This is a genomic window from Hymenobacter koreensis (genome assembly GCF_039541855.1).
Taxonomy (GTDB): domain Bacteria; phylum Bacteroidota; class Bacteroidia; order Cytophagales; family Hymenobacteraceae; genus Solirubrum; species Solirubrum koreensis.
This window is the reverse complement of record NZ_BAABHA010000015.1, coordinates 153,037-166,761: the sequence shown is the minus strand read 5'-3', so window position 1 is coordinate 166,761 and position 13,725 is coordinate 153,037. Positions and strand designations below refer to the sequence as shown.

At 60.3% G+C, this 13,725-nt stretch carries 19 protein-coding genes; 11 read left to right on the top strand and 8 right to left on the bottom strand.

The genetic code is table 11. The features are described from left to right. Positions 1–176 precede the first annotated feature (176 nt). Positions 177–1,139, bottom strand: coding sequence for an alpha/beta fold hydrolase (locus ABD903_RS19510; RefSeq protein WP_345226987.1), 963 nt, complete (start codon positions 1,137–1,139; stop codon positions 177–179). 185 nt (positions 1,140–1,324) lie between these two features. Between ABD903_RS19510 and ABD903_RS19505 the strand changes: the two genes are divergently transcribed. Further along, positions 1,325–2,179, top strand: coding sequence for a pirin family protein (locus tag ABD903_RS19505; protein WP_486334024.1), 855 nt, complete (start codon positions 1,325–1,327; stop codon positions 2,177–2,179). Between the two features lie 147 nt (positions 2,180–2,326). Here the strand turns inward: ABD903_RS19505 and ABD903_RS19500 are convergent, their stop codons facing one another. Next, positions 2,327–3,406, bottom strand: a complete 1,080-nt coding sequence (locus ABD903_RS19500; RefSeq protein ID WP_345226985.1) for an NADH:flavin oxidoreductase/NADH oxidase — start codon at positions 3,404–3,406, stop codon at positions 2,327–2,329. A gap of 202 nt (positions 3,407–3,608) precedes the next feature. On the opposite strand from ABD903_RS19500, the gene ABD903_RS19495 reads away from it, so the two are divergent. Both ABD903_RS19495 and ABD903_RS19490 read left to right on the top strand, forming a co-directional pair. After that, positions 3,609–4,007 (top strand): NUDIX hydrolase, encoded by a 399-nt coding sequence (locus ABD903_RS19495; protein WP_345226984.1) that lies wholly within the window; start codon positions 3,609–3,611, stop codon positions 4,005–4,007. A 193-nt stretch (positions 4,008–4,200) separates the two neighbouring features. Beyond that, the gene (locus ABD903_RS19490; RefSeq protein ID WP_345226983.1) at positions 4,201–4,791 is read left to right on the top strand and encodes a hypothetical protein; all 591 of its coding nucleotides are present in this window, start codon (positions 4,201–4,203) and stop codon (positions 4,789–4,791) included. A 95-nt stretch (positions 4,792–4,886) separates the two neighbouring features. Here ABD903_RS19490 and ABD903_RS19485 read toward each other — a convergent pair whose 3' ends face one another. The 3 genes from ABD903_RS19485 to ABD903_RS19475 all read right to left on the bottom strand — a co-directional run bounded on the left by ABD903_RS19485 (position 4,887) and on the right by ABD903_RS19475 (position 7,376). Then, positions 4,887–5,396 (bottom strand): GNAT family N-acetyltransferase, encoded by a 510-nt coding sequence (locus ABD903_RS19485; protein WP_345226982.1) that lies wholly within the window; start codon positions 5,394–5,396, stop codon positions 4,887–4,889. Between the two features lie 37 nt (positions 5,397–5,433). After that, entirely contained in the window at positions 5,434–6,687 is a 1,254-nt protein-coding gene (locus ABD903_RS19480; RefSeq protein ID WP_345226981.1) for a TCR/Tet family MFS transporter, read from the bottom strand. Positions 6,688–6,749: 62 nt separating this feature from the next. Continuing rightward, a complete protein-coding gene (locus ABD903_RS19475; RefSeq protein ID WP_345226980.1) occupies positions 6,750–7,376 on the bottom strand; it encodes an SRPBCC family protein in 627 nt (208 codons plus the stop codon). A 50-nt stretch (positions 7,377–7,426) separates the two neighbouring features. On the opposite strand from ABD903_RS19475, the gene ABD903_RS19470 reads away from it, so the two are divergent. Further along, on the top strand, positions 7,427–7,795 hold the full coding sequence (locus tag ABD903_RS19470) for a VOC family protein (protein ID WP_345226979.1): 369 nt from the start codon (positions 7,427–7,429) through the stop codon (positions 7,793–7,795). 30 nt (positions 7,796–7,825) lie between these two features. On the opposite strand, the gene ABD903_RS19465 is transcribed toward ABD903_RS19470, so the two are convergent. Beyond that, complete coding sequence (locus ABD903_RS19465; protein ID WP_345226978.1) at positions 7,826–8,527, bottom strand: alpha/beta hydrolase; 702 nt, start codon at positions 8,525–8,527, stop codon at positions 7,826–7,828. A gap of 205 nt (positions 8,528–8,732) precedes the next feature. Here ABD903_RS19465 and ABD903_RS19460 point away from each other — a divergent pair, with 205 nt between their 5' ends. Beyond that, positions 8,733–9,116: an Hsp20/alpha crystallin family protein gene (locus ABD903_RS19460; protein WP_345226977.1), complete on the top strand. Its 384-nt coding sequence runs from the start codon at positions 8,733–8,735 to the stop codon at positions 9,114–9,116. A 138-nt stretch (positions 9,117–9,254) separates the two neighbouring features. On the opposite strand, the gene ABD903_RS19455 is transcribed toward ABD903_RS19460, so the two are convergent. Beyond that, positions 9,255–9,581, bottom strand: coding sequence for a hypothetical protein (locus tag ABD903_RS19455; RefSeq protein ID WP_345226976.1), 327 nt, complete (start codon positions 9,579–9,581; stop codon positions 9,255–9,257). A 113-nt stretch (positions 9,582–9,694) separates the two neighbouring features. Here ABD903_RS19455 and ABD903_RS19450 point away from each other — a divergent pair, with 113 nt between their 5' ends. The 3 genes from ABD903_RS19450 to ABD903_RS19440 are packed head-to-tail and all read left to right on the top strand — an operon-like array spanning position 9,695 to position 11,236. Then, a complete protein-coding gene (locus ABD903_RS19450) occupies positions 9,695–10,549 on the top strand; it encodes a glycoside hydrolase family 25 protein (protein WP_345226975.1) in 855 nt (284 codons plus the stop codon). Between the two features lie 49 nt (positions 10,550–10,598). Next, a complete protein-coding gene (locus ABD903_RS19445; protein WP_345226974.1) occupies positions 10,599–11,012 on the top strand; it encodes a septal ring lytic transglycosylase RlpA family protein in 414 nt (137 codons plus the stop codon). 29 nt (positions 11,013–11,041) lie between these two features. After that, positions 11,042–11,236, top strand: coding sequence for a hypothetical protein (locus tag ABD903_RS19440; protein WP_345226973.1), 195 nt, complete (start codon positions 11,042–11,044; stop codon positions 11,234–11,236). Between the two features lie 103 nt (positions 11,237–11,339). On the opposite strand, the gene ABD903_RS19435 is transcribed toward ABD903_RS19440, so the two are convergent. Further along, positions 11,340–11,750 carry a DUF6799 domain-containing protein gene (locus tag ABD903_RS19435; RefSeq protein ID WP_345226972.1) on the bottom strand — a complete coding sequence of 137 codons (411 nt, stop codon included), beginning with the start codon at positions 11,748–11,750 and terminating at the stop codon, positions 11,340–11,342. A 160-nt stretch (positions 11,751–11,910) separates the two neighbouring features. Between ABD903_RS19435 and ABD903_RS19430 the strand changes: the two genes are divergently transcribed. From ABD903_RS19430 to ABD903_RS19420, 3 genes are all read left to right on the top strand, one after another. Next, a complete protein-coding gene (locus ABD903_RS19430; protein ID WP_345226971.1) occupies positions 11,911–12,246 on the top strand; it encodes a DUF3140 domain-containing protein in 336 nt (111 codons plus the stop codon). An 84-nt stretch (positions 12,247–12,330) separates the two neighbouring features. Then, complete coding sequence (locus ABD903_RS19425) at positions 12,331–13,281, top strand: DnaJ C-terminal domain-containing protein (protein ID WP_345226970.1); 951 nt, start codon at positions 12,331–12,333, stop codon at positions 13,279–13,281. A gap of 55 nt (positions 13,282–13,336) precedes the next feature. Next, complete coding sequence (locus ABD903_RS19420) at positions 13,337–13,669, top strand: chaperone modulator CbpM (protein WP_345226969.1); 333 nt, start codon at positions 13,337–13,339, stop codon at positions 13,667–13,669. The last annotated feature ends 56 nt before the right edge of the window (positions 13,670–13,725 follow it).

Sequence of the window (13,725 nt, the reverse complement as noted above, 5' to 3'; positions counted from 1 at the left end):
AAATCAAGCCAATACCGGAGTCGGCAATAAGCTACGCGGCTTGGCTTCCCGCTCGGGGCGTGCCGCCCCAAAGCCAGTTCAAACCACCTTTAACGCTTGCTACACTGCAAAACCAAACCGGCCCCGCTGCTACTTGCAGCGGGGCCGGTTTATGGTTAAAAGAAAGCGAAACAGGCCTACTTTTTAGCCTTGGGCAGCTTGCCCACGAAAGCCGTAACGGCCTGCTTAAACTCGGCGGGCGTTTCCTGGAAGGCATTGTGGCGGCCGGGCAGCACCACTACCTGCTGCTTCGGAAACTTAAAGGCTTTGTGATGCTCGGGGCCGGTGGTGTGGTCTTCGCGGCCAGCAATTACCAGCACGGGCATGGTAAGCTGGGCCGAGGCGGGCGTGAGGTCCTGCACAAACTCGGGGTAGCGAAACACCTGGCCCGACAGCTCGCGGTTGGTTTCCACGCTGCGGGCTACCTGGTTGGCGCGGGCCGCGGCCGAATCGGTGGAGTACTGCAGCTTGCCCATGAGTTTTTGCTGGTTTAGCATGCCCACGACCATGCCCCATCGCTGGGGCAGTGGGGCGGCGGGGTCCAGGGGCGGACGGCCTTCGGCGGGCAGCAGCGTGTAGCCGTAGCTGGCCATGCTTTCCATGGAGGCCGGCAGGTTCAGGATGCTGTTCACCAGAATAAGCGCCTCCACGCGGGTGGGGTGCTGGCGCGCATATTCCGTGGCAATAATGCCGCCGAAAGAGTGGGCCATCAGCGTCCATTTTTCGAGGCCGAGCTGCTGGCGGGTATCTTCCAGATCCTGCACGAGGCGCGTGAGGGCGTAGTTTTTCTGCGGATCGGAGGGCGACCGGCCGCTGCCGCGCTGGTCGAGGTAAATCATTTGCAGCTGGTCTTCCAGCGCCCGGCCACCCAGGGCCTCGTAGCTGTAGCTGCCGGCGCCGGGCCCGCCGTGCACGAACACGCACGGGCGGCCCTGGCCCGATACTTTCACGAAGAGCTTTACGCCGTCGGAGGTGGTAACGGTGGGAGTGCCGTTGGTGAGCTTAGCCGGTTTCTGCTGGGCAGTGGCGGCCGTAAAGCTCAGGCTGGCCAGGAGCAGCAATGCCCCCAGGCGGCGGGTAAAAGAAACAGTAGTACGCATAAAGAGGGAATGAGTGGAGGGGATATTTGGGGCTCAAGATAGGGATTTGGCCCGTTCATGCGGCGCTTAAAAAGCCTTGCCAGTGTCTTGGCTAAACTTATTCGCCGCCTTGGGGTATGGTTTCAGGAGCAAGCGCCCCAGAGCCGGGCGTTCGGCTCCGCAAAGTCCTCATCTACCAGCCTATGTTGCGTCCCGTCACCCGCCAGCACCGCGCCGTAAGCGCGCCCATTGCCGATTTGGTTACCTACCGGGCCCTGCCCACGCAGGCTATCGACCACATCGACCCGTTCCTGTTCCTTAACCACCACGGCCCGCAGGTATACCGCCCCAACAACCGCGGCCTGCCCTTCGGCCCGCACCCGCACCGGGGCTTCGAAACCGTGACCTTCATTTTGGCCGGCGACATTATGCACCAGGACAGCGGTGGCCACCAAAGCGTAATTGAGGCCGGCGGCATACAATGGATGACGGCCGGCAGCGGCCTTATTCACTCCGAAATTTCTTCCGACCAGTTCAAACAGCGCGGCGGCGACCTGGAAATTCTGCAGCTCTGGGTGAACCTGCCCGCCAAGCATAAAATGGTGCAGCCGAAATACATCGGCCTGCAAAAGCCCGACATTCCAGAAGTAAAGCTCGACGAAGGCCGCGTAACGCTGCACGCTGTATCGGGTGAGTGGGCCGGCACGCCGGGTGCCGTGCAGCCGCTGGCGCCCATTCACTTGGCTACGGTGGAGTTTCAGGCCGGCAGCCAGGTTACGCTACCCGTTCCCACCGGAAACACCGTTTTCTTCTACACTATTCGGGGTAAGCTGCGCGTGAACGGCCAGGAAACCGAAGCCCGTTACCTCACCGAGTTCGGCCCGGAAGGCGACGAGCTGCACATAGAGGCCCTAACCGATGCGGTGCTGCTGCTCGGCCACGCCCAGCCGTTTAACGAGCCCATTGTGGCCTACGGACCGTTCGTGATGAACACCGAAGCTGAAATCAAGCAGGCCTACCAGGATTACCAGGCTGGGAAATTCGGTACCTGGCACGAGTAAAAAGTAGCTTTAACCGCCCGTCATCCTGAGCGCAGCGAAGGACCTTATCACCGCTGAACGACCATCGTAACAACGACTCGTTTCCGCGTGGCAAGGTCCTTCCTGCGTCAGGACGACAGATTTTTACTCAGTCCTCTCTATCCGCTACTACTGCCGGAGACGCGGCTTGGCGCGCAGGTACTGGTCGGGCCACTGTACATCTACACCCAACTCGTGCGCGGCGTGCAGCGGGAAATACGGGTCGCGTAGTAGCTCGCGGGCCAGCAGCACCATGTCGGCCTGGCCCTGGCTGACGATAGTTTCGGCTTCTTGCGCGGTGGTAATCAGACCCACGGCGCCGGTGGGCATACCGGTTTCCTTTTTCACGCGCTCGGCAAACGGCACTTGGTAGCCGGGCCCAACTGGAATTTGGGCCGCGGGCACGTTGCCACCGGTAGAGCAGTCGATTAAGTCTACGCCGCGGGTTTTGAGCACGGCCGCCAGGGCTACGGAGTCCTCCACGGTCCAGCCGCCTTCGGTCCAGTCGGTAGCGGAAATGCGCACTAGCAGCGGGTATTCGGCGGGCCATACTTCGCGGGTGGCTGCGGTTACCTCCAGCAACAGCCGAATGCGGTTTTCAAATGAGCCGCCGTACTCGTCGGTGCGCTGGTTGCTAAGCGGCGACATGAACTCGTGCAGCAAGTAGCCATGCGCCGCGTGCAGCTCAATCACCTTGAACCCGGCTTCGAGCGAACGAACGGCTGCGGCGCGGAAATCGGCAATGACTTTCCCGATACCGGCTGCATCCAAAGCCAACGGCGCGGTTTCGCCGGTGGTAAACGGCACGGCGCTGGGAGCTACGGTTTGCCAGCCACCGGCGGCCGGTGGAACTTCGGCACCGCCTTTCCACGGGCTGGCGTGGCTGGCTTTGCGGCCGGCGTGGGCCAACTGAATGCCCGCCACGGAACCCTGCGACTCTATGAAAGCCGTGATGCGCTGCAAAAACGGCACGTGCTCCGCTTTCCAGATACCCAGGTCGTCGGGCGTGATGCGGCCTTCCGGCGACACGGCCGCGGCTTCGGAAATGATGAGGCCGGCGCCGCCCACGGCGCGGCTGCCCAAGTGCACCAGGTGCCAGTCGTTGGCGAAGCCATCCTCGCTGCTGTATTCGCACATCGGCGACACGGCAATGCGGTTTTTAAACGTGATGCCGCGCAGGGTAAGCGGCGTAAACAGAGTTGCTGACATAAGAGGAGCCGAAGGGCTTCGGGGTGAAGTACGGTTAACAGCCGGAGCGCGGGTGGGGTTTCGGATGGGTTCAGCCCCGAGAAGCACTCTAACTTACGATTCCAGCAAAAGCAGCTGATTCCGAGCGCAACTAGCTGTGCTCAGCCCTGGAGTAGCGCAAGTGGCGTAACGCCTTTCAAGACTACCTGCCGAACTTGCGGGCATGAGCTTCATTGATAAACTCGCGTGGCTGCACCTGGAAAACGGCCAGCTACTGAGCACCCGCAGCCGCGGCAAAGACCGGTACTACATTCCCGGCGGCAAGCGCGAAGCCGGCGAAACCGATGCCCAGACGCTGCTGCGCGAAATCAAGGAGGAGCTAACCGTGGACCTACTGCCCGAGTCGCTGCACTATGTGGGCACGTTTGAGGCCCAGGCGCACGGCCACGCCGCGGGTATTGTGGTGCGTATGACCTGCTACACGGCCCGCTACCAGGGTACGCTGCAACCCGCCGCCGAAATCGAAGAAGTGGTGTGGCTCCGCTACCGTGACCGGCCCACGGTGTCGCCCGTCGATCAGCTTATCTTCGACTGGCTGCACGCGCAAAACCTGCTGACCTAGCTCACAGCCCGATTAATGGCTGACTGTTTATACCCTTATCTGTATTTCCTGCCAGCATAATTCCCGGCTCAAGGGCTAGAAAAGACGTTTTCTCAGTACATCACATGATTATGTGAGCCACCAAAAATGGGGCTTGGCACCGTGTTGGCAAATCCGGCTGGCAGAATTACTTCTCTCCGCAAACCCTGCCCCCATGCTTTACCAACGCTTACTATTGCCCCTCGTTGCCCTGACAGCCATTTCCCTTTCGGCCTGTAACGATACCGAAACCCCCACGCCTAAAACGGAACCAGCTCCCGAGGCAGAGGCTACCCTGAACCGCTCTTTTCACTTTGCGGCGCTGTCGCAAACGGTTATGGCCCTGCACCCCGCTTCTACCGTGCAAACCGAAGCCCGGCTAACGCCTTCGGCCCTAACGCTGTCGATTGGCGTGCGACCCACCGAGGACCACATCCACTTTACCCTCGACCGCAGCACGCTTACGGCTGCCTATGCGGGCACGTACTCGCTACGCAGCACAGCTAGCACTGCAGGAGCACAGGTGCGCTACACCTACTCCCGCCAGGAAGGCACTGGCACCCGCTATACTTTCTACGATGCGGCTGACCACGCAACCCAGGGCGAACTTACCATCAGTAGCTACGACAGCGGCCGCAAACTCATTAGCGGCACGTACCAAGTGAGCATGCCCGGTGCCGCCGACCCTTTCCGTCCGCTGGGCAGCCTCAGCACGTGCAACGTCACAGTGTCCGGTCGCTTTCAGAACGTGGCGGTGCAAGAGTAACGTCTTCAATAACTTGCTAATAACCGAAAGCCGGTTGCCGCATCTGCGGTAACCGGCTTTCGGTTTATACTTCTATATGCACAGGGTTCGTGGCGCTACGTGGGCAGTTGCTTTTCGTAGCAGTAAAAGCGCAGGCCCGGCCGAAATGCCAAGGTGATTTCGCCAGCAAAGCGGTAGCCTAGTTTCGGAAACAGGCGCTGGGTGGCCAGATTCTCAGAGTTGGTATCCACGCGCAGCAGGTTCAGGCCGGTTTCGCGCGCCAGTACTTCGGCTTGCTGCAGCAACGCGGCCGCTACGCCTTGGCCCTGCACATTGGGGTCGACGGCAAGGCGGTGAGTTACGATGGCCTGGGCGGTGGGGTCCCAGTCGGCTTGGGCGTATTCGGGGTCCTGGTCGGTGGTGAGGGCAGCCACGCCGGCTACCTGACCTTCAAATTCAGCTACCCAAAGCTGCTGTTTGTCTATGTCTTGCCGAAACACCTCTTCGTTAGGGTAGCTGGCTTCCCACTGGAAATTGCCCGCTGCCTGCATGAGCGGCACCACGCGGCGCACAATAGCCATTATGGCGGGCAGATCAGAAATAACAGCGCGGCGAAGGTGTAGCATAACGGACGGAACAGAAACCACGAATCAGCCAGCGAAGCTAATGCGCAACCACCGTTTCTGCCTCTTTCTCAACCGCTGCCGGGGTGTAATTAGCCAATGAGCGCATGGCCAGCAGCACGCTCACGACTGTCAGCACGGCCCCCATCAGGAACGGGGCACCAGGGAAGTAAATCGGTGCTTCTTTACCCGTAAAGTAGGCAAACAGATTGGTCATCAGCGGCGGCCCAATGATGGACGTAGCGCTGATGAGGCTAGTAAGCGCGCCTTGCAGCTCGCCTTGTTCGTTGGCCGGCACTTGCCCCGACATAATGCCTTGAAGCGCCGGTCCGGCAATGCCGCCCAGGCAGTACGGCACTAAAAACGCAAACATCATCCAGCCCTTCGAGGCAAAAGCAAACAGCGCGAAACCCAACGCATACAGCGCCAAACCTATATACACCGAGCGGCTTGGACCAAGCTTGGGGTTGATAACCCGAATCAACCCGCCTTGTACGATGGCCACCATTAGTCCCACGGCCCCGAGCGAATAACCCACCCAGGCCTCGTTCCACCCGAATTTTTCCATGGTGTAGTACGACCACGTGCTTTGCGTGGCATGGGCCGCTATGTACACCGTCACCAACGAGCCCACCAGCCCCAAGATGACCGGATACCGCCGCAACTGCAGCAGTGAGCCGACCGGATTGGCACGTTTCAGGTCGAAGGGCCGACGATGCGCCAAATCCAGAGACTCGGGCAGCACAAAGTAGCCGTAAAGCCAGTTGAGCAGGGCCAAGCCCGCAGCGGCCAAAAACGGTACCCGCGCCCCATACTGACCGAGTAAGCCCCCGATAACAGGCCCGATGATAAAGCCTAAGCCAAACGCGGCGCCAATCAGCCCGAAGTTTTGGGCCCGCTTTTCCGGCGTGCTGATATCGGCAATGTAGGCCGAAGCAGTCGTCATGCTGGCACCCGTAATGCCCGCAATCAGCCGACCCACGAATAGCCAGCCGATGGTGGGTGCAAAGGCCAGAAACAGGTAATCGAGGCCGAAACCAAACAACGAAAACAGCAGCACCGGCCGCCGGCCGTACCGGTCGGAGAGGTTACCGAGCACGGGCGAAAACAGGAACTGCATGATAGCAAAGGCAAACAGCAGCCAGCCACCGTACCGGGAAGCATCACTCAGGTTACCCCCAATAAGCTGCCCGATGAGCTTAGGCAGTACCGGAATGATGATACCGAACCCAATAACATCGATGAGCAGGGTTACGAAAATGAAGCCGAGAGCAGCGGGTCGTTTATCAGCCATGCTGTACAGGATAAGAACACAAAACTACGCTAGCCCCGGCCTCTGCCGGAGGTGTTTAGCCACTAATTTGTGGCCGATGCTTTTTGCTGCGAATTCGCTGTCAGCTGCTTAGCTTCTGAGTTGCCTTCTACCACTTGCTGCAGGTTGCGCAAACCCCGCTCGTAGTCTTGCCCTACCCAGCCCTCAATGAACAGGCCCACGTAGCGGCCGACGGGGTTCAGGCCTAAATCGGTGTCCATGGTCCAGGTGACTTTGGTGCCCTGGGGCGTGGACGTGAAAAAGTAGCTTGCTTGCCCCTTCCCGTTGTCATCAAAAACCATTTCGGTGTCGATGCGCGAATGAGGTATGGCGTGCAGAATGCGCAGGGTACCGTTGCCCACTTCTGACATTTGGCTGAGCCAGCTGTAGCTGGCGCCCGCACCGGCCGCGGGCCCGGCGTACGTCAGCTGCATGTTGGGGTCTAGCTTGTGCCACGGCGACCAAGCTTCCCAGTTTTGCAGGGTATTAACCTGTTCAAAAACCACGGCCGGCGGGGCTTGCATGGTTAACGACCGTTCTACGTGCACGTGCCGCGGCAACAACATGCCTACCACAGCCAACACCACAACAAGGCCCAATAAGCCGAGGCCGATTTTCTTCAGGGTTTTCATTTGATTGACGCTGCGTTGGTTCAGACGCCAATGTATCATATATTTTAGTATATTGCTATTGTATTTAGCATTTCATTTCGAGCCAAATCATGTTTCAAGGCCTACGCACCACCGTGTACCCCGTCGGGGATTTAAACCGCGCCAAAGCTTGGTATAGCGCCGTGCTGGGCCAGAAACCGTACTTCGACGAGCCATTTTACGTTGGCTTTAACGTAGCTGGCTATGAGCTTGGCCTTGACCCAAACGCCCCGGTAGCGGGCCAGTGCGGCCCTATTCCCTTGTGGGGAGTGCCGGATGCCCACGCCGCGTATGCTCGGCTGCTAAGCCTTGGCGCCCACGAGCACGAAGCCGTGCGCGACGTAGGCGAAGGTATTTTGGTAGCTACCGTGCAGGACCCGTTCGGTAACTTGCTGGGCATCATCCAGAACCCTCACTTCAAGCTGCCAGCGGCGGAATAGCAGAGCGCCGTTTGCTGCGAGGCTTTGCACTTATGCTGTCGGGTTTGGAGCCGATTGATGCGTAGCGCCCGTAGGTTCCACGGGGCTGAGGGCGGCTAACGTAATGCGGCCGGGCGTAACGTGCCGCAGCCCAGCGGGCAGGCCTACATCAAGCAAATCCTGCAGCAAACCCTCGCCGGCAGCTTCCGGAGTAAGCGTGTCCACGGTGGTGGCCACCACTGTTACCGGGCGTTCGGGCAGTGAAACCAGCGTGGCGCGGCGGTCAAAATCGGGTGGAAACACGGCGGCGTAAAGCACCAGCCGCTCGTAGTTTACGCGGTTACCTGAGAGCCAACGGCACGCGGCGGCGGCACCCTGTCCGCAGCCCAGCACGGTAACGGGCGTGTTGGGTGGGCAGTGGGCCAGCACTTCTTCGGCTAGGGCATCGAGGTACGCCGTGAGGTCGGTAAGGTCGGGCAGTAGGTCGCCGCTGCCAGGTGCCAGCCAAGCGGCAGCCACACGCGGGGCTTCGTGGGGAGTAAGGGGCGGCAGGGTGTAGCGCGAAAGAGCCTCGGGCAGCACCAGCAGCAGGTCCGAATTCTCAGCCAGCGGGGCCAACTGCTCAGCCAAGTCTTCTACCGATTCATCGGCGCCGTGGAGGCAGAACCACACGGCGCGCACGTTTGCGGAGGGCTGCCCAAGCAGCAGGTAGCGCGCTGTGCGCGGCGTAGTAAGGGTGTGGAAAGGCGGCATAGCACGGCAATGAATGGGGAGACTAGGGGCTATACGCAAGCCACCACGGCCGGGCTGCCAAGCTGGCGCTGCCTGGCAGTAAACCAGGGCCTATAGACGCCATTTTGACGCCCCAACTGCTCGGCACGCCTACTATTCGGCAACATTCAATGTTGGTACACTGTTTGTCTATAAGCTCCTGACTCACAGAACGAGGACCTTGACTATGAACCTGATCAGCCGAAATACCATCCGCAATTTCTTGCCCCAGCTCGACTTGCTTAACACCTTGGGCGGTGGGGTAGCTCAGCCACGCCTGAAGCTCGACAAGCAGGCGAAAGGCGTGGTGATTAGCGTGGCCGCGCCGTCGGTTCGCCCCGAAACTTTTCACGTGGTGCTCGATAACAACCGCCTGACGGTGTACGCCGAGTACCGCCACGAACCCGAGGCCAAACTGGCCGCCCCGTTGTTCGTGCACACCTTCGAGTTGCCCCCGTCCCTCGACCTGGACCGCATTGATGCGGTGCACGAAGACGGTGAGCTACGTGTGCGCATTCCGTTCGAAAACCCCGCCGACCGCCACCGCGAAATCGACATTAAGCGGCGCTAACCTGCCCGCTGGCCGAACGCTTCTCTCACTTGCCTATATATAACGCCGGGACCGACCGGCACCTCATGGTTTCACAGCCGCTGCCTCGCCGCAGCGGCTTTTTTGTGGCCTAACGTTCCGGTTGAGCTTTGCCAGATGCTACTCAAACAGCGGCCACAGCAGCAGAAACATGGTAACCAACGCCAGGTAAAACCAGCCCATTATTTGGCCCCGGAACCGGCGCGGCAGCGCGTTGCTGATGGTGAGTACGGCTACCACCAGCAAAATCAGGTGCAGCAGCAAAAATACGCTGGTTTTTACCCAGTTGGCGGTAATCGTGTTTTCGGGCTGGTATTGGTTGCTCTCGCCCAAGCCCGATACCAGCCAGCGCAGCAGAAAAAACACCACCGTTTCAAACACTACAAAGCAGCCGAAACCGATGAGTAAAGCCAGTGGCCCGGAGCGTTCGGTGCGGACATCAGCCATGGTTGCGGTGGTTAGGAGGAGGCTAAAAGTACGGCTTCCCCGGCATCCTTTGCCACGCCAAGGCACGCGCAGCCGGGTAAGCAGCGTTATCTTTGCTCTTGGCCTGTGCTTGCATGACTCGTTCCCGACGTACGTCCGCTGTCCGCTCTTCGCGTCGCCCTAAGGGTGCGCCGTGGCGCCGTGTGCTGCTGTACGTGCTGCTGCTGGGTACGCTGGCTTCGGGGCTGGTGTACTGGCACTACCGGCGGCAGTTGCACCGCTACGCCCGCCGCGCCTGGGCCTCGTTTACCGCGCATACGCTTACAGGCCGCGAAAAAACGCCGCTGCTAACCGGCTACTCGGTACACGGCATCGACGTTTCCTCCTACCAGGGCCGCATCGATTGGCCGGAGGTGGCGCAGCAACGGGTTCGGTTCGCCTTCATTAAAGCTACCGAAGGCGTGAGCTTGCGCGACAAGCGCTTCGCCCGGAACTGGCGCGAGGCCCGGGCGGCCGGCGTGTATTGCGGCGCCTACCACTTTTTTCAGCCGAATTACGACGGCACCGAGCAAGCCAATCTGTTCGTGAAAACCGTGCCGCTGGCCCCCGGCGACCTGCCGCCCGTGCTCGATGTAGAGGCCATGGAGTTTCACGACGTGGCCGTTATGCGCCGCAACATTGCCACGTGGCTGCGGCTGGTGGAGCGCCATTACGGCGTGCGGCCCATCTTGTACTCCAACCACAGTTTCTACCAACGCTACCTCGCCGGGCATTTCGATAAGTACCCGCTGTGGCTGGCGCACTACGAGGTGGAGAAGCCCGCCCTGAACCCCAACCGCTGGATTATCTGGCAGCATTCCGACGAAGCCCACGTGCCCGGGATTCGCGGGCCGGTGGACTTTAACGTGTACCAGGGTTCGTTTGAGCAGCTGCTGGCCATGCGCATTCCGCCCCCGGCGAAGTCGGGCGCGGGCAAGGCTACCCGCTGAGGCCACACCGGCCGGTGCCGGCTCCGAATTTCCGATCTTAAGTTTGCTTATGACTTGTTTTACCTCGCTTCCGCTTTCCACCATCACTGTTGCTCGCCGCCTGGGGCTGTTGCTGGCCGGCACTGCCTTACTGGCCAGCTGCGCCGGTAGCAAGGGCTTTACCGAGTCGGGCAAGGCCTCGTTTTACGCCGATAAGTTCAACGGACGCAAAACCGCCAGCGGCGTACCGTACCGCCCCGGTAAGATGACGGCCGCGCACAAAACCCTGCCTTTTGGCACCGTGGTGCGCGTAACCAACCCCCGCAATAACCGCTCGGTGAAAGTAACCGTGAACGACCGCGGCCCGCACGTGCCCGGCCGCATCATCGACCTCTCCAAGAAAGCCGCTCGTAAAATCGATATCATCGACAACGGCGTGGCCCCCGTAACGCTGCGGGTGATAAAGCCCGCCCGCGGTAAATAACCTCGCTCTTTTCGCCGTAGCTCCTTCTTATGCGCATCCGCAAAAAAGTAATCTGGACGCCTCCGTCCGCCGAAACCGACCGGTTTCAGGCCCTCAGCCAGTTTGTAAAAGCGGCCGAGCAGCAGGGCTGGAACGAGGCCGAAGTGCAATTCGTCATCGACGAAATAGTGGAGGCTAAGGACGAGGCCGAAGTGCGTTTGATTTTGACTGATTACACGAAGTAGCCGAGCTTGACTACAATAGAAAAAGCCCGTGGCATGGTGCCACGGGCTTTTTTACTAAGCAAAAAGGCGTACCGGCCTTGGCAACGCGCCGGCCGGAAACACATTAGTTTTTGCCCTTCTTCTTGATTTTCATTTTGCCTTTGGGGTCCAGCTTGGCCGCCTGAATAAGGCTGTCCTGCTCGGCCTTCATGGCGGCGGTGGTCAGGCGGCCGCTGAGCGACATGTAGTCGCCGTTTACCAGCGTCACGGTGCGGCCGTCGGTCATGGTCACGGTGCCATCGACGTTAATCTTGGTGCCGTTAACCAGCGTTAAGGGCTCTGAGAGGGCAGCGGTGTGGCCGTTTTGGGTGTGCATAACCTTGCCCTCGGTCATCGTCACGCCGTCGCGTACGCCGGCGTTTTTCAGTACCGGACGCGGCGGCGGGGTGCGGCGCGCGGCGGGTTTGGTTTGGGCTTGCGTCGACAGGCCCAGGGCCAGCAGAGCCAGCGTTAGAAAGGTCGAAAACAACTTCATAAGGGTAGAAAAAGGGAGGGAAATGAGGAGAGGTAAGTTACGAAGCAGCCGCGACTTATTGGAGTTGATTTTTCTCCTGATAACCCACTAGGCGCCGGGTGCGTTTTGCAACAAACGGGCCAACGCCACCTACTGCCTTTTTCATCCTTGTTTTTTCCGTATGTCACTCGCCGCCAACCCTTACGAACAGTTCAAACACGACGTAAACATGAGCGCCTCCGAATTAGAAAAGTGGCTGCAAACCGACGAGTCGAAGGCGGTTGGGCAGGACAGCGGCGACGGGGAAAGCATCGGCCGTCATTCGGGCCGGCGCATCGTGGAAATTCTGCACAAGAACAAGGCCGACCTCACCGCCGACGACGAGCAGCACATGCACAAGGTGCACAGCTATATTAGCCGCCATTTGGCCCAGGGCCCGCAGCACGCCGAGGACGTGAAGGATTCCCGCTGGCGCCACTCGCTCATGAACTGGGGCCACGATCCGCTCAAGAAGTAATTGGGTTAGCGGCAACTGCATGTGGGCAGACTTGCCAACGCTTCGTTGCCTTCTTCCTTCAGCACCCGATCATCGTTTTCCGCCATGGACTACAAAGACTATTACAAGGTTTTGGGAGTCGATAAAAACGCGACCAAAGACCAGATCAAAAAGGCCTACCGCAAGCTGGCCCGCCAATACCACCCCGATGTAAACCCCAACGACGCCGAATCCGAACGCAAGTTCAAGGAGGTGAACGAGGCCAACGAGGTGCTCAGCGACGACGAAAAGCGCCGCAAGTACGACCAGCTGGGCGCCGACTGGCAGCGCTACCAGCAGGCCGGTGCCGGCCGCGGCGGCCAGGCCGGCGGCTTTGATTGGTCGCAGTACGCGGGCCAGGGCTACGGCGGAGGTGGCGGTTTTGGCGGGGGCTTTGGGGCCGACGACGGCGACTTTTCCGATTTTTTCAGCTCCATTTTTGGCAACATGGGCGGCGGCCGTGCCGGTGGCCCCCGCGCCGCGGCCGGGCACGATTACCGCGCCGACATGGAGCTAACCCTGGAAGAAGCGTACGAAGGCGGCCCGCGCACCGTAACCGTGGGCGACAAAAAGCTGCGCATCACCATTCAGCCCGGCGTGGACGACGGCCAAACCATTCGGCTGCGCGACCAGGGTGCGCCCGGCCGCAACGGCGGGCCTAACGGCTCCTTGTTCATCACCTTCCGCATTCGGCCCGACGCCCGCTACGTACGCACCGGCGCCGACCTCACCATGGACGTACCCGTGAGCCTGTACAAGGCCCTGCTCGGCGGCGAGCAGGTGGTGGAAACGCTGTCGGGGCCGGTTAAAATCAGGCTCAAGCCCGAAACGGCCAACGGCACCAAGCTGCGCCTGCGCGGCAAAGGCTTTCCCGTGTACCGCCAGAACGGGCAGTTCGGCGACTTGTACCTGCGCCTGCAAGTGCAGCTGCCGCAACAGCTCTCGGAGCCGGAAAAAACCCTGATTCGGCAGCTGGCCCAGCTGCGGGGCGAAACCGTGGACCATCCCACTCAGTAGCCTGGTTATTAGTGTCGTTCGAAATTATTCATCGGATATGTAACCGCTTCCGGCCATGCCTACCACGCACTTCATTACCCTCACGTTTCACGAATGCGCCACCGTATATGGCCTTTCTGAAGACAGCCTACGCGAGCTGGCCGAGCTGGGCTTGGTTCGGCTGAACGAGGCACCCGAGCCGCTTATTGAAGACGAAGCCGAACACCTGGCCCGCCTCGCCCGCCTCCACCACGACCTCCACCTGAACCCCGAAGGCATGGACCTGGTGCTGGCCATGCGCCGACGGCTGGAGCAGCTGCAGTACGAGCTAACCCGCCAACGGGCCCGCACCGCCCAGCTGGAAGCCTGGGTGCAGCGCCACCCCACCACCGATGCCGACTGGCAATAACGCCTTCATTGATTTACTTTTTTGCGGCTGGTGCGGGCAGGTGTAATACGCACGGT

Coding starts and splice junctions, on each gene's coding strand:
- ABD903_RS19430 (WP_345226971.1), top strand. CDS start 11,911: ATGTCACTCGCCGCCAACCCTTACGAACAGTTCAAACACGACGTAAAC.
- ABD903_RS19455 (WP_345226976.1), bottom strand. CDS start 9,581: ATGGCTGATGTCCGCACCGAACGCTCCGGGCCACTGGCTTTACTCATC.
- ABD903_RS19450 (WP_345226975.1), top strand. CDS start 9,695: ATGACTCGTTCCCGACGTACGTCCGCTGTCCGCTCTTCGCGTCGCCCT.
- ABD903_RS19475 (WP_345226980.1), bottom strand. CDS start 7,376: ATGATACATTGGCGTCTGAACCAACGCAGCGTCAATCAAATGAAAACC.
- ABD903_RS19470 (WP_345226979.1), top strand. CDS start 7,427: ATGTTTCAAGGCCTACGCACCACCGTGTACCCCGTCGGGGATTTAAAC.
- ABD903_RS19465 (WP_345226978.1), bottom strand. CDS start 8,527: ATGCCGCCTTTCCACACCCTTACTACGCCGCGCACAGCGCGCTACCTG.
- ABD903_RS19425 (WP_345226970.1), top strand. CDS start 12,331: ATGGACTACAAAGACTATTACAAGGTTTTGGGAGTCGATAAAAACGCG.
- ABD903_RS19435 (WP_345226972.1), bottom strand. CDS start 11,750: ATGAAGTTGTTTTCGACCTTTCTAACGCTGGCTCTGCTGGCCCTGGGC.
- ABD903_RS19500 (WP_345226985.1), bottom strand. CDS start 3,406: ATGTCAGCAACTCTGTTTACGCCGCTTACCCTGCGCGGCATCACGTTT.
- ABD903_RS19490 (WP_345226983.1), top strand. CDS start 4,201: ATGCTTTACCAACGCTTACTATTGCCCCTCGTTGCCCTGACAGCCATT.
- ABD903_RS19420 (WP_345226969.1), top strand. CDS start 13,337: ATGCCTACCACGCACTTCATTACCCTCACGTTTCACGAATGCGCCACC.
- ABD903_RS19485 (WP_345226982.1), bottom strand. CDS start 5,396: ATGCTACACCTTCGCCGCGCTGTTATTTCTGATCTGCCCGCCATAATG.
- ABD903_RS19510 (WP_345226987.1), bottom strand. CDS start 1,139: ATGCGTACTACTGTTTCTTTTACCCGCCGCCTGGGGGCATTGCTGCTC.
- ABD903_RS19495 (WP_345226984.1), top strand. CDS start 3,609: ATGAGCTTCATTGATAAACTCGCGTGGCTGCACCTGGAAAACGGCCAG.
- ABD903_RS19480 (WP_345226981.1), bottom strand. CDS start 6,687: ATGGCTGATAAACGACCCGCTGCTCTCGGCTTCATTTTCGTAACCCTG.
- ABD903_RS19445 (WP_345226974.1), top strand. CDS start 10,599: ATGACTTGTTTTACCTCGCTTCCGCTTTCCACCATCACTGTTGCTCGC.
- ABD903_RS19440 (WP_345226973.1), top strand. CDS start 11,042: ATGCGCATCCGCAAAAAAGTAATCTGGACGCCTCCGTCCGCCGAAACC.
- ABD903_RS19460 (WP_345226977.1), top strand. CDS start 8,733: ATGAACCTGATCAGCCGAAATACCATCCGCAATTTCTTGCCCCAGCTC.